This is a genomic window from Pseudomonas alkylphenolica, from assembly GCF_016009175.1.
In the GTDB taxonomy this organism is placed as follows: Bacteria; Pseudomonadota; Gammaproteobacteria; order Pseudomonadales; family Pseudomonadaceae; genus Aquipseudomonas; species Aquipseudomonas alkylphenolica_B.
Genome location: NZ_JADUCM010000008.1, coordinates 51,971 through 65,397, shown reverse-complemented (window position 1 = coordinate 65,397; position 13,427 = coordinate 51,971). Strand labels below are relative to the sequence as shown.

The following is a 13,427-nucleotide window of genomic DNA, read 5'->3' as shown; positions in this document are numbered from 1 at the left end:
GCTTGCCGGCGATGGGCTCAGCCAGATCTGACAGGTCTCCACAGATCAATGTGGGAGCTGGCGTAGCCTGCGATCGGGCGCGCAGCGGCCGCAGTGCTGAGTTGTCAGATCTGACCGTGGGGCTGCGGTGCAGCCCATCGCCGGCTAACGCCAGCTCCCACAGGTACTCCACCAGCTCCCGCAGGTCTCCCACTCAGGTTTTGACTTCTCCGGCATAACACACTGGCGAACTCACCGGCCCCTGCTTGTCCAGTTCATCTTCCAGCCACTGGGCCAACACCCGGGCATTGTTGTGGGTGGTGTCCTTGCCGGCATACAACAACGTCAGGTCACCCTGCCCGGCCATGCCCAACAGCCCCCACCAATGCGCAGGCTGCGCCGCAAGCTCCTGGCGGTACCGATCGGCAAAGCCTTCAAAGTCCACGTCACCCGCATGAAAAGCACGGCGCAACAGCGTCGAAGGCGCGACTTCAGGCAGCCAAAGTGCCTGCAATTGTTCCTTGCGCACGTTACGCGGCCACAGCCGATCAACCAGCACACGCTGGCCATCTGCAGCTGCAAAAGGATCGTAGACGCGTTTGCAATAAATCATCGGCACCTCGTCAGCTTGTCTCCTAGACTAGATCTTTCATTGATCGAGGTCACGATCGTGCCACTCGATTTTTCTATCCTGAGCGCCTGAGGTAACGCAACCCGGAGTCATCATGACTACCCAGCCGTTGGCCAGCGGTACCCCGCTGGCCACACCCGATGCAAGGCCGCGCTTGAACCACAAGCCCAGCCGCACCACCTTGATCCTGTTCTTTGGCCTGTTGCTGGCCGGTCTGCTTTTCACGGCATGGAGCCTTGCCCACGACATCGATGCCAGTGGCACTGTGGTCACCACCTGGACGCCGTTCCTGTTATTGGGTGTGGCGTTGGTGATCGCCCTCGGGTTCGAGTTCGTCAATGGTTTTCACGACACGGCCAACGCCGTGGCAACGGTGATCTATACCCACTCCCTGCCCGCCTCGGTGGCAGTGGTCTGGTCCGGCTTTTTCAACTTCCTCGGTGTGCTGCTGTCCAGCGGCGCTGTCGCCTTCGGCATCATTGCCCTGCTGCCGGTAGAGCTGATGCTCAAAGTCGGGTCCTCGGCAGGCTTTGCCATGGTCTTCGCCCTGCTGCTGTCGGCGATCATCTGGAACCTCGGCACCTGGTGGCTGGGCTTGCCCGCTTCTTCTTCCCACACCCTGATTGGCTCGATCATCGGCGTCGGCGTCGCCAATGCGTTGATGCATGGCCGCGATGGCACCAGCGGGGTGGACTGGACCCAGGCCAGCAAAGTCGGCTATTCGTTGCTGCTGTCGCCGCTGGTCGGGTTTGCCTGTGCAGCCCTGCTGCTGTTGGCCTTGCGCCATTTGGTCAAACGTCGTGACCTGTACCAGGCCCCGGTCGGCAACACCCCGCCGCCCTGGTGGATTCGTGGTGTGCTGATCCTGACCTGCACCGGGGTGTCGTTTGCCCACGGCTCCAACGACGGTCAAAAAGGCATGGGCCTGATCATGCTGATCCTGGTCGGCACCCTGCCCATGGCCTATGCCCTGAACCGCACCATGCCGGCTGAACAGTCGCTGCAATTTGCCGCCGTGGCCGAAGTCACCCAGCAGGCCCTGCAACGCGGCGCCCCGGAACTGGTCAGCGCCGACCCCAGGCAGACCCTGACCGAATTCATCCGGCAACCGGCCGCCAGCCCGCAACTGGTACCGGCCCTGGCCGCCCTGACCGGCGCCATCGGCAGCGAAGTCAAAGGCTACGGCTCGCTGAACAAAGTCCCTGCCGAAGCCATGGCCAACGTGCGCAACGACATGTACCTGACCAGCGAGACCATTCGCCTGATCGACAAGCACCACCTGGTGGTGTTCGATACCGACACCCAGGCCAAGGTGCAGTTGTTCAAGCATCAGCTTGACGACGCCACGCGCTACATTCCGCTGTGGGTCAAGATCTCCGTGGCCATCGCCCTGGGGCTGGGGACCATGGTCGGCTGGCGGCGCATCGTGGTCACGGTCGGTGAGAAAATCGGCAAAACCCACCTGACCTACGCTCAGGGCGCCTCGGCTGAGGTGGTGGCAATGTGCACCATCGGTGTGGCGGACATGTACGGCCTGCCGGTTTCAACTACCCATGTGCTGTCTTCCGGGGTGGCCGGGACCATGGTTGCCAATGGCTCAGGCCTGCAGATGCGCACCATTGCCAACCTGGCCATGGCCTGGGTGTTGACGCTGCCTGCAGCGATTCTGATGTCCGGCAGCTTGTACTGGCTGTTGCGCCACGTGTTCTGACCGGGGTTGGGGCTAATGCCTCATCCCCTGACCATCACCCAGTCGCGGTGCAGTTCCGGGCCGCAGACGAACAACGCCTCCCCCACCTTGCAAAAACCATTGCGCTGGTAAAACCGGATGGCCCGGGCATTCTGCTCATTGACGGTCAGCCGTACGGCGCCACGCACCTGTGCCAGGGTGTCTTCAAGCAGGCGTTGCGCGGCGCCTGCACCATGTTGCGCGGGCAAAACATAGCAGCGGCTGAGCTCCGGCAGATCTTCGGCCTGGGCAATATCCAGCGGGTCCGGTGCATTGTCGAGCAAGCTATAGCCAACAATCTGCCCCTCGCATTGCAGCACCCGCAGGCGCTTGCTCGGGCAATTCAGGTGCTGACGAAAATGCACCGGCTGCAGTTGCGTTTCGATGTAGGCATTCAGCGCCAGCACTGAGGCGTCGGGTGGGCTGGCCAGGGCAAAGGTCTGCTCGGCGACGGCGCTCAGTGCATCGGCATCGGAAAGCTGGGCGATACGGGTACTGAAGGGCATGGAGCAAGTTCCTGTCGGCCTGGCGAGGTTGCATGGTAGCCCGGGGGTTCCGTTCACTGACAGCCCAACCCAAAACTCAGCGATACTCCGCATAAGGCTTGAGCGGATTGACCGGCAACGGCAAATTACCCTGCCACGGATCAAAGCTATACCGCAGGTACAACAACGCCCGGTTCGGCGAATAGTCCTCACTGCGCTGCAGGGTAAACCCGCCGCCCAACACCCAGTGATCATCCAGCCGCCGCTCAACCAGCGCCTGCGCCAGATAGCCCACGCCGTTGTTATTGTCGCCGGTGCGCAACTCATCAATGTTGCTGCTTTGCAGCGGCCCGTACTGATCGAGGATATCGTCGTTGACCGACGACACCGGGAACGCCCGCTCATCATCACTGCGCGCCCAGGAATAACTCAACGACCCCTCCAGGTAGACCGACCAGCTGGCGTTGCGCCAGGCGTAGTTGACCGGCACACCGAACGACAGGTAACGCTGCGGGCTGTAATAGCCGCCCTGCCCCAACGTGTAGCCACCCAGATTCTTGTCGTAGTGCCAGGCCATCGCACTGGCACCGATGCGCAGCTCTTCATCGACACGGTTGATCAGCCGGTAGTAATAGCCGCCCATGGCACGCCAGCGCGTGTTGTCCTCGACGTTCTTGCCCTGCAGCCAGTGGTAACCCAGGCTGGCCCAGACACCATCGTCCAGCCCGCGATCGCGGCTCAGGCCCAGGGTCAGGCCGGTTGCCGTCACCCCGCCCCAGCTGATGCCGGTACGTGGATCCTTGGCCCCCGCGTAAGACAGCAACGAGTTGTTCATGGGCCGCCGCGACGCGGTGAGGTTCCAGCCGATGCCGTGGGACTTGCCGTCAACCGTGACGCCACCCAAAAGGTTCTGCACTTCAAAGCCCATGGGCGAGGTGCCGATATCGGCGCTGATGCCTTCGCCTTGCCAACCGGCTGCCAGGGTCAGGCCATCGGCGGTTTCCCGGTCGCCGGGGCAACCGGCAGGAATCGCACCGGCAGCATTGCGGCCACGGAACGAGCAACTGCCGAACGCTTCGCGGTGCAGGCCGTCGTCGTCGGTGTCGAAGCTGGCAGCACGCAGCGCCACCTGCTCGACCCGGGCAAAGCCCACGCCTTCGCCCACCGGCATCTGCGCATGGACCATGGTGGTCGAGGTGGTGAGGTCGGAAATGCCTTCGGCCCCGTCGTTGTCGCGCCAGCCGTAATCCTGCTGGACGGTGACGGTCGGACTCTGCTGCTGATACAGCTGGTCAACGTCACGGCGCAGGCTTTGGCGCAGCCAGTCGTCTTCATCCTTGGCGCGGCTGGCGCGGGTCAGGGCGATGTCGTCGCGCGGGCTGGCCTGCTCGGCCGTGAGCAACTCGGCATCGCGCATGGCCAGGGCGTAGTAGTCCAGCGCCTGGTCGGCCTGTTCACGCGGCACCATGCGCGCCAGGTCGCGGTAGAGCAAGGCATCCGGGGTGGTCTTGCGCTGTGCCACTTCGGTCAGCAGCACCCGCGCCTTGTCGCGCTCACCCACCGCCGCCCAGGCGTTGCCCAGGCGCCGGCGGGCGTCGACGCGCTCGGCCGGTATCTGCGGTTCCTGCTGCTCCAGCAACTGGTGCGCCAATGTGGTGTCACCCCGCTCGATCAACACTTCGATGTGCCCCAGGCGCGCCTCGGCGTTGTCCGGTTGCAAGGCGAGGATGCGCGTGTAGTAACCATCGGCAGCGCTCAGGTTGGACGACTGCCGGGCCCAGCCGGCCAGTTGCTGCAGGTCGCCGACTTGCTGGGCAACCGGTTGATCGCCGCCCAGCTGACCTTCCAGCAAGGCCATGGCGCCGGCGGTGTCGCCGCTGTCGCTCAGGGCACGGGCGCGGTCGACAACGACCTGGCGTTGCAAGCGCTTGTGCAAGTCCTGCATGCCACTGTTCCACTGGCTGGCCGGTACCTGCTCGAGGGACGTCAACCCGGCCTGGCTGCGGCCATCGGCCTCCAGGTACAAGCCATGGGCGAAGCGCGCTGTCGGCTCTTTACCCTGGCGCGACAGCAGGTCGGCAAACACGCCATCGGCCTGGGCGCCCTTGCCCTGCATGCGCAAGGCACGGGCAAGGTCCGCGGCCAGCCACGGGTCGTTGGGGGCCAGTTGCCGGGCCTGGCTCAATTGCCGCTCGGCCGCTACCCAGTCTTCGCGCTCCAGCGACTGCCGGGCCTGGCTGCGCAGTTGCTCCACCTGAGCGCCTACGCCTGGTTGGCCGCCGCCGCTGCGGGGTTGCGCTGCCCACTGGCGTTGCTTGGCCGGCAGGCTGGCGACGTAGCGCGAATAGCGCGCCGGCGATTGCGCCTGGTACAGACGCGACAAGGCGCGCACGGTGTTTTCGTTGCCCGGTTGCAATTGTTGCGCCTGCAAAAAGTACTGTTCAGCCTGCGGTAGCTGCTTGCGCGCCAAGGCCACGTTACCGAGGCCGAGCAACGCCAGGGGTTCTTTGGGGTCGCGCTTGTTCGCCTCCTCATAGGCTTGCTGGACTGCGTTGTAGTTGCCCGCGGCCAGCGCCTGGCGGCCACGCTGCATCACCAGCCAGTACTCTGTGGAGGCCAGCAGCTCGTGCCATTTGCTGAGGATGTAGGTGTCCTGCTCTTCGGCCACCGCCTGCTTGAGCCAGTCGACAGCCTCCTGGCGACGTCCCTGGCGGGCCAGCGCCAATCCCAGGTAGCCCTTGAGGGTGGCGTCCTTGGGATAGGCCTTCAGCGCTTTGCGCAGGTTGGCCTCGGCCACCGACGCCGAGCGGCGCTCGACCAGCATGCGAATGCCCAGCTGACCGGCGCGCCAGGCCGGGTCACCGGTGAGTTTGAGTTGCCCGGCGAGCAGCTCCTGCACTTGCGCTTCGTGCGAGTCGCCCGGGTAGCGTTCAAGAAAGGCCTGCCAGTTGCGCACGCTGGCATCGCTGATCGGTTGTTTGGCGAGGTAAGCGTATTCCAGGCCCGCCGCAAGGTTGCGCGACTGGGCTTGCCCGGCCATGCGCTTGACCACCGCCAGCGCTTCGTCGTTGCGCTTGGCGCGGAACAGCTGCTCGGCGAGGAACTGCTGCAGCTCCGGGCTGCCCGGGTAGGTTTTGTCCAGGGCGTAGAGGTGGTCGATGGTGGTCGGCAGCTGGTCAGGCAGGCGACTGCGAATTCGCCAGTACTCCATCGCCAGTTCCAGGCTCGGCGGCTCGCCTTTGCCAAAGGCTGCTTCATAGCGCGTCAGCGCTTCTTCAAAGCGCCCGGCGGTGGCCAACAGGCGAATCTGCTGCAGGGTTTGCGCACCCTCGCCTTCGCTCATTTCCAGCAGTTGCGCCATCTGCCGGTCTTGCCGGCTGTTCGGCGCCAGGCGATGCAGGTCGCTGTACAGCTGCCGGGCGCGGTCGAGTTCGCGGGTGCGCACGGCCTGGCGGATCGAGGCGCTGAGCGCATCGAGGTTGTCCGGTTCAAGCAGGCGCAGGCGCGCCAGCGAGTCTTCCACCAGGTTCTCGCGGTGGGTCGCCTCCCCGAGGCGAATCTGTTGCATCAGCCACTCACGCTGCTCGTTGCGGTCAGCGGGCTGAGCCATCAGCGTCAAGGGCATCACGCCCAGGCACAGCAAGGTTGTCAGTTTACGCATTGCACATTTTCCCAGCCCGGTATCAGCCATCCTTTGGCGTCGAAGCGATAACGACGCTCATCCCATCCCTGGCCATACAGGCTCAGCACCCGGTTGTAGTAACCGCTGGCCGGCGACTCGATCAGGCGTTGGCGCTGCTGTTGCAGGCCGTCCTTTTCGTTCAGCGCGGCCAACAACGGCAGCAACGCCGCGGAAAAACCCACCGGTCCTTTGCCGTCGGCCTTGGCACTGTCGACATCGACACGCTCGGGCGGCACGCCCCGTTCAAGGGTCAGGTCAATCATGGGCCGATAGTGCTCCAGCAATGCCTTGCGCCCACTGGCCGCCGGGTCAAGCATGCCCAGCCACAGGTAGACACGAATGGCGTCGTAGCTGCCTTTGGCGCCTTGTACCGGGTCGGTGGCTGGCTTGCCGTTGTCACGCCAGGCCAGCCAGTCGGGTGCCAGGCCCTTGGGTGCGCTCTGCAGCAGCAGTTTCCGGCTGTTGTCGGCCAGTTCCTGCCACAGCGGTGCCAGTTCAGTGAAACGGTCGAGCACCTGCAGCGGCAAATAGCTGGTGTTCAACCGCGTGCCCTGGGCGCTGACAAAGCCCTGGTCACCGGGCAGCAGCATTACCCCCAGCCCCGGCAGCGGGCGCAGGGTTTGTGCGGCCACGCGCCAGAGGATTTCAATCGCCAGTTCACGGTATTCGGCGATGGCCCACAAACGCCCGGCTTCCAGCAAGCTGTAGGCCATCCACAGGTCGGCATCGCTGGCGTTGTTGCTGTCGAGCACGCGCCAGGCGCCATCCTTGTCCTGACCCCACTTCCAGGCGGGCAGGCGTTTGGCGATGTTACCGCCGGCCAGGTTGTTCTCAGTCCAGCTCAACAGTTGCTGGAAACGTTCGCGGTCATTGGCCACGAGGGCGAAAAACATCCCGTAGGCCTGCCCTTCCGAGGTGCTCAGGCGCCCCTGTGACGGGTCGATGACCCGCCCGTCGTCAGTCACCAGGTCGGCCTTGAACTGCTCCCAGGCCGGCCAGCATCCGGCTGTTGCGAACGACGCGCACAACCACAGCGCGCCGCCCAACAGCCACCTGGAGCCGATCATTGTTTGCCCTCGGCCAAACGGCGGCGTGCCACCCAGGCCAGCAGGCGCCAGGCCACCACACCCAGCAGGACAATGCTCAACACCGCGCCCAGGGCCAACAGCACCGGGTGGTAGGAAAGCTGTACCCACAGCAGCATCCACCACGGCAGGCGGCCGACGAAGTAGGTATCGCCAACGTAATGGCTGCTGACACCGCTGCTGCGGATCAGGCTGACAGAACCGCGCACGTAGTCGTTGAGCTTGCTGGGGTCGGTCAGGGTCTGGCGCAACAGTTTGTAGTCGCCGTCATCGCTGGCCAGCAAGGCCACGATGCTGCGCTGGTTATGGAACGGCGACTGCATGCCGGTGATGGCTGCGATCGGCGCACGCGCCACCACATCCACCTGGCTTGCCGGCGCGTTGCGGCCATCGCTGCGCAGGCGCTGGGCGCTGCTGGCATCCAGCGACCACGGCGATCGGGCCTGACGCAGCCAGTCGCGCGAACGGTCCAGCAGCAGGTTCAGTTCACGCCCGCTGCCGCCACGCAGGTCGTCCGGCAGCGGCCCCAGCACCAGCAGATCGGCATCCGCCTTGGCGGCAGTGGTCCAGTCGTCCGACAGCTGCAGCCCGAGGGCCGGGTAACCGATGCGCGAGGCCATGCCGGCGACCAGGTCGAGCATCGTGCCGACTTGCAGCTCATTGGGTTTGCCCGGCACCAGCAGCAGGGTTTGCGACAGGTCGGCCATGCGGCTGAACGGGAACGCACTGCGGCCAAACGCGCTGAGATCAGGCATGGCGATGTAGTGGTAGTAACCCGACAGGTCGATGGTCGAGTTCTCGTCGATGGCCGCCTGCACGTCAGCCGGCAGGTAGGTCTGGCATTGCCCGTTCTGGGCATTGCCGACTTTGCTGGCGAAGCTGAAGTCATAGCGCAGCTTGTTGCGGTCGAGCACCTTGAGTGCGGGTACCAGGGTCTTGTCGGAGAGTGTCGTGGTGTCGGCGGAGAACACCTTGGCGCGCAGCTCCTGCAAGGCCGCGCCCATGCCATCGGAACCCGGCAGCGGAATGCTGCCGACAAAGTGATCGTTGAGGCGAATGGTCAGGCGCGACTCATCGGTGACCACCGGTGGCGTGTAGCGGTACAGGGTCTGCACGGCGACGCCCTGGTTGCGCCACACGAACAGGTCAGGCGGTACGTTGAGCGACAGTTCGATCGGCTGTGGCCGCAGGCCGCTGACCTGCAACTGGCCCGGGTAGTCCTGCAGTTCGGCGAAGCGCACCGGGCGATCGGTACGCACCCAGTTTGGCGCATCGTACGGTTCGCGCGGCTTGAGCTCCTGAACCCCTTGCACCGCGACCCGATCCCCGCGGAACAGGTCGGTGCCGACCGCCAGGGCCGACGCGGCCTTGACCAGGTCTTCGTCGTTGCGACCGAGCACCAGCAGCACTTTGCTGTAACGGTTATCGGGGTGGGTGATTTGCTGAATCACCGGGCCGTCGACAGCCGGGAAGCGCTCAAGGTCAGCCAGGAACGCCGGGCGCCGGTCATTGGTGGCAAAGACGATGCTCGGCACCGGTTGCTGTTCGGTTTGCACCGGCAGCTGGTTGTACAGCACCGGGAATGTCGCCAGGCGCCATTTGGCCTTGCTGCCAAAGTACGAGGCAATGATCGCCGCGGCCTTCTGCTCGCCCAGGCTCGGGCTGCCGGCAAAGACCATGGGGATGCTCAACTGGTCGGTATCGCGCGCATCGAAATACGGCAGCGGGAAGTACGCCAGGTCGTTGTCGGTGACCAGCGCCTGCTCGTCAACGCGAATCACGCTCTTGCGGCTGAGGTTCAACCACAGCGAACTGTGCGCCGGGTCTTCGCAGATGTCGGTGTAGTGGCCGACGAACTCAACGCGCACCCGGTTGAAGTCCTGCACCAGCTTCGGATCAAGGGCCATGCGTTGCTGGCGCTGCTGGCCGATGTCGTCGGAGGTGATCGGCACCACGCCCATCAACGCGTCGTTGAGGTACACCCGCAGGTGCGACAGGCGCGGCACCAGCGCCGGCGACGGGGTGAAGTTCAGCTCCAGCTCGACGCTGCTGGCCAGACGATCGCGGCGCAGGCCGAATTCGATCTGGTCGCTGTTGCGCACGCCCATCAGCAGGCTGTCACTGCCCCGTCCGAGGCTTTCGAAGGTTTGCGCACGCAACCAGTGCGGCACCTGGGGCGCGACGGCCGTCGGCTCTGCCTGCTCATCGGCCGTTACTGCAAAGGGAATTCCCAGGGTCGTCATCAAGACGGCCAGGGTCCAGGAAGACAGGAATGAACGCTTCATGTCGTGCTCTTCATTGAGTCTGAGGAAAGGGGCCGCGGCATCCGCGGAAAGTAGCTCAGCAACCAGCGCGAGGCGCTGATGATCGGCTGTATCGGCCAACGTACCCAGGCCGGGGCGTATTCGATCACCCGGTAGTAGCCCATGGCGCCGAGCGCCAGTACGTCGAAAAAGCTGCGCAGCGGGCGATCCGGCACGTGACTGTCGCTCCAGCCGAGCCAGTTGTCGGCGCGGGCAAAGGTGCACTGCACGTAATCGATGCGCTGCTGCAGGGTCAGGCCGGCAAGGCTGATGCCCACCTGGCGCTCGACCGTGCGCATGACCCGGCCGGGGAAGACGAACTCGCGCCCGGCGCGCTCAAGCAGCAACATCACTTCGGTGTCCGGAGCCAGGTCGCGTTCGGTCTCCAGTTCGATACCGGCGCCACCGTCGGAGTAGTCATACAGCCAGCCGGGATACAGGTGGCCGTCGGGCAGGCGCAGGGCCGCCGGCAGCTTCACCGGCACCCGCTGGAACTTGCGCACCTGGCGAACCTCGGCGGCTACCGCCAATGCCGCGCCGATCAGCAACAGGTTGTAGATGACCCAGAGCGAGCTGACGACCACGGTGCCGTACTCGTTGCTCGGTCCGTAGGAGAAGCGCCACACGGCAAACATCAACCCGACCATGTTCAGCGCCGCCAGCACCAGGTACGGCCGGGCAATCTGCCAGTCGAGCCGGTCGTTCTGGTTCATGCCGCCTTTGACGGTCACATCGAACGCGCCGCGCTTGGGCGAGAACAGCGCCACCAGGGTCGGACGCATGATGTACCAGGCCAGCACCGACTCGTAGACTTCGCCCCAGAAGGTCTGCCGGTATGGCCCCTGGACGCGGGAGTTGACCAGGCTGGCGTGGACCATGTGCGGCAGCACATAAAGCAGCAGCAACACGGCTGGCGCATAGATCACGTACGCATGCAGCAGCAGGAAGGCCAGGGGCGCGGTGAGGAAGATCAGCCGCGGCAAGCCGGACAGAAAGTGCAGCATGGCGTTGGCGTAGCACAGGCGCTGAAACAGGCTCAGGCCCTTGCCCAGCAGCGGGTTGTCCAAGCGGAAGATCTGCACCATGCCGCGCGCCCAGCGAATGCGCTGGCGCACATGCGCCGCCAGGCTGTCGGTGGCCAGGCCCGCTGCCAGCGGAATACGCATGTACGCCGAGTTCCAGCCAGCACGGTGCAGGCGCAAGGCGGTGTGCGCATCTTCAGTGACGGTCTGGGTGGCAAAGCCGCCGATGTCGTCCAGCGCCGAGCGGCGCAACACGGCGCACGAGCCGCAGAAGAACGTGGCGTTCCACAGGTCGTTGCCGTCCTGGATCAGGCCGTAGAACAATTCGCCTTCGTTGGGTTTGCGCCGGAACGAGCCGAGGTTGTGCTCGAAGGGGTCGGCAGAGAAAAAGTGGTGAGGGGTCTGCACCAAGGCCATTTTCGGGTCTTGCAGGAACCAGCCGACGGTCAGTTGCAAAAACGCCCGCACCGGAATGTGGTCGCAGTCGAACACCGCCACCAGGTCGCCGGTCAGACGCTGCAGTGCGTGGTTGAGGTTACCCGCCTTGGCGCCGCGGTTGTCGTGGCGGTCGATGTAGCCGACACCCACTTCCTTGGCAAATGCACGGAATGATTCGCGCGCGCCGTCATCGAGGATGTACACCGTCAGCTTGTCGCGCGGCCAGTCCAGCCCCAGCGCCGCCATGACCGTGGTGCGCACCACCGACAGGTCTTCGTTGTAGGTCGGGATGACCAGGTCGACCGTTGGCCACAGGCGCCGGTCCTCCGGCAGTGCCTTCACTGGCCGGCGCAACGGCCAGACGCTTTGCACGAAGCTAAGGATCAGCACCAGCCACGAATAGGTCTCGGCCAGCAACAGGATCATGCCCAGGATCAGGTCGAGGTCATTGGCCCAGTGCAGGGTCGAGGTGTAGCGCCACCACAGGTAACGGCAGGATATAGTGATCGACAGGATGATCATCATCAGCGTCGGAAAGCGCCCCGGCATGTAGCGCATCAACATCGCCATGCCGCCCAGGGTCAGCACAAAGATCAACTGGGCGTACAGGTTGAACGGCGAGGTGACGCACAGCAAGGCGATGAACATGCCGACGATCGCCAACACCCAGTAGAACACCCGCTCACCGGTAGTGCCGCTGGCCTTGATGCGCCGCTGGGTCTGCGCCAGCGCGTCGCTGCCACCAATCAGCCGCGGCAAGCGGCGCATCAGTTGCACCAGCGGCTGGCGTACGCGTTGGACCATCGCCAGCGAGCCGCTGCCGAGACGGCGCAGCCAGCGCACACCCCGCCCACGCGACAGGTCGGCGCCACGGGCCGGGCGTGCCGGGCGAATCAACAGCAGCCAGACCGTTTGTACCAGGCCGCGCAGCGGGTCGCCGAGGGTCGGGCGCTTGTACGCCAGCTGCGGGTAATACTGCCGCCAGTTGCCCAGCAAGCGTTGCCACTGGGGCGAATCCAGGCGCAACAACAGCCAGGCCAGGGCCGTGCCGACACTGAGCACGGCAGCGGTAAAAGGCAGGGCACCGCGCTGACGGTAGCGCCGATAGCGGTTCATGCCTGATGCCCCCCTTCAGCCAGCAGCCAGGTCGCCAGGCTGCGCGCATCGCGGGTAGCCAGGGCGTCCGGGGCGTAATAGCCCACCGGGCTTTTCCACGCCAGCGCGCCCGCCATCGCTTCGTCACGGTGGATGACCTGCGGAATCAGCCGGGCATGGCGCTCGCCCCAGAGCAACAGCAAGTCGCGCTGCAGCTGGCTGATCGGGTCGAAACGGTTGACCAGCAGGTGGTCGTCCCCTGCCCCTTCGGTGCTCAACAGGGCATGACAGGCAGCGTCCGCTTCCAGCACGCGCAGGCGCATCACCGTGTCCGGCAACGCCGGCACGCCGGGTTGCCGGTCCGCCAACGTGGCGGGCAAGTCCAGCAGGATCCAGTCGAAGTGTGCCTGCAAGGTCTGCAGGCGTTGCACCCAGAGATCGGGATGCGCGCGTTGATGCAGCTCCAGCCCGGCCAGCGCGTTCGCCGCCAGGGTGCCGTGGGGCAGCAGGTGCAGCCCTTCAAGCACTTGCATCAGGGCCTCACTCCAGCGCGCCTCGTCTTCCTGCCCGGCAGCGGCCCAGCCATCGGCCGACTCCAGCGCCAGGTTGAAATGCAGGCGCAGCAGATTGCGTGGATTGAGGTCCACCATCAGCACCCGTTGCCCCAGTGTGTGCAACGCAAAACCCAGTGCGGCCACCACGGACGTGGTACCTGTACCGCCGCGAATACCGCTCAACGCCACCACTGTCATACGGGCTGCGCCTTGTCGTCGGCCTGCGTTTTCAGCGCATCGCCCTGCAGCGACCAGCCTTCGCTTTCGGCCAGCAACGGCCAGCGGCGGCACGCCGCCAACAGCTCGGACTCGCGGCTGATGTCCTGATAGGCCATGTCTTCATCACCCAGACGCTGCTTGAGCCGGGCGATGTCATCGTTACGCTGTTTCCAGTCGTCCTGAGTCATTTCGTTCCTCGTCATGC

Annotated in this window: 9 protein-coding genes; 1 reads left to right on the top strand and 8 read right to left on the bottom strand. The window is 64.9% G+C overall.

Translation table 11 applies throughout. The features are described from left to right. Window positions 1-193 precede the first annotated feature (193 nt). The gene (locus tag I5S59_RS10050) at window positions 194-592 is read right to left on the bottom strand and encodes a DUF488 domain-containing protein (protein WP_197876455.1); all 399 of its coding nucleotides are present in this window, start codon (window positions 590-592) and stop codon (window positions 194-196) included. A gap of 112 nt (window positions 593-704) precedes the next feature. Between I5S59_RS10050 and I5S59_RS10045 the strand changes: the two genes are divergently transcribed. After that, window positions 705-2,321 (top strand): inorganic phosphate transporter, encoded by a 1,617-nt coding sequence (locus tag I5S59_RS10045; protein WP_197876454.1) that lies wholly within the window; start codon window positions 705-707, stop codon window positions 2,319-2,321. A gap of 20 nt (window positions 2,322-2,341) precedes the next feature. Here I5S59_RS10045 and I5S59_RS10040 read toward each other — a convergent pair whose 3' ends face one another. From I5S59_RS10040 to bcsR, 7 genes are all read right to left on the bottom strand, one after another. Next, window positions 2,342-2,845, bottom strand: a complete 504-nt coding sequence (locus I5S59_RS10040; RefSeq protein WP_197876453.1) for a GNAT family N-acetyltransferase — start codon at window positions 2,843-2,845, stop codon at window positions 2,342-2,344. Between the two features lie 76 nt (window positions 2,846-2,921). After that, window positions 2,922-6,485 (bottom strand): cellulose synthase complex outer membrane protein BcsC, encoded by a 3,564-nt coding sequence (bcsC, locus tag I5S59_RS10035; protein WP_197876452.1) that lies wholly within the window; start codon window positions 6,483-6,485, stop codon window positions 2,922-2,924. Then, a complete protein-coding gene (bcsZ, locus tag I5S59_RS10030) occupies window positions 6,473-7,573 on the bottom strand; it encodes a cellulose synthase complex periplasmic endoglucanase BcsZ (protein ID WP_197876451.1) in 1,101 nt (366 codons plus the stop codon). Before bcsZ ends, bcsC begins: the two co-directional genes overlap by 13 nt. Beyond that, window positions 7,570-9,876: a cellulose biosynthesis cyclic di-GMP-binding regulatory protein BcsB gene (gene bcsB, locus I5S59_RS10025; protein ID WP_197876450.1), complete on the bottom strand. Its 2,307-nt coding sequence runs from the start codon at window positions 9,874-9,876 to the stop codon at window positions 7,570-7,572. The genes bcsZ and bcsB overlap by 4 nt, the downstream gene beginning before the upstream one ends. Next, window positions 9,873-12,470 (bottom strand): UDP-forming cellulose synthase catalytic subunit, encoded by a 2,598-nt coding sequence (gene bcsA, locus I5S59_RS10020; RefSeq protein WP_197876449.1) that lies wholly within the window; start codon window positions 12,468-12,470, stop codon window positions 9,873-9,875. The genes bcsB and bcsA overlap by 4 nt, the downstream gene beginning before the upstream one ends. Next, window positions 12,467-13,201: a cellulose biosynthesis protein BcsQ gene (bcsQ, locus tag I5S59_RS10015; protein ID WP_197876448.1), complete on the bottom strand. Its 735-nt coding sequence runs from the start codon at window positions 13,199-13,201 to the stop codon at window positions 12,467-12,469. Before bcsQ ends, bcsA begins: the two co-directional genes overlap by 4 nt. Next, window positions 13,198-13,425 carry a cellulose biosynthesis protein BcsR gene (gene bcsR, locus I5S59_RS10010; protein ID WP_232239680.1) on the bottom strand — a complete coding sequence of 76 codons (228 nt, stop codon included), beginning with the start codon at window positions 13,423-13,425 and terminating at the stop codon, window positions 13,198-13,200. Before bcsR ends, bcsQ begins: the two co-directional genes overlap by 4 nt. Window positions 13,426-13,427: the final 2 nt, after the last annotated feature.

Bases quoted from the DNA above. Each gene is read 5' to 3' on its own strand.
- I5S59_RS10050 (WP_197876455.1), bottom strand. From the start codon at position 592: ATGATTTATTGCAAACGCGTCTACGATCCTTTTGCAGCTGCAGATGGC.
- I5S59_RS10045 (WP_197876454.1), top strand. From the start codon at position 705: ATGACTACCCAGCCGTTGGCCAGCGGTACCCCGCTGGCCACACCCGAT.
- I5S59_RS10040 (WP_197876453.1), bottom strand. From the start codon at position 2,845: ATGCCCTTCAGTACCCGTATCGCCCAGCTTTCCGATGCCGATGCACTG.
- bcsC (WP_197876452.1), bottom strand. From the start codon at position 6,485: ATGCGTAAACTGACAACCTTGCTGTGCCTGGGCGTGATGCCCTTGACG.
- bcsZ (WP_197876451.1), bottom strand. From the start codon at position 7,573: ATGATCGGCTCCAGGTGGCTGTTGGGCGGCGCGCTGTGGTTGTGCGCG.
- bcsB (WP_197876450.1), bottom strand. From the start codon at position 9,876: ATGAAGCGTTCATTCCTGTCTTCCTGGACCCTGGCCGTCTTGATGACG.
- bcsA (WP_197876449.1), bottom strand. From the start codon at position 12,470: ATGAACCGCTATCGGCGCTACCGTCAGCGCGGTGCCCTGCCTTTTACC.
- bcsQ (WP_197876448.1), bottom strand. From the start codon at position 13,201: ATGACAGTGGTGGCGTTGAGCGGTATTCGCGGCGGTACAGGTACCACG.
- bcsR (WP_232239680.1), bottom strand. From the start codon at position 13,425: ATGACGAGGAACGAAATGACTCAGGACGACTGGAAACAGCGTAACGAT.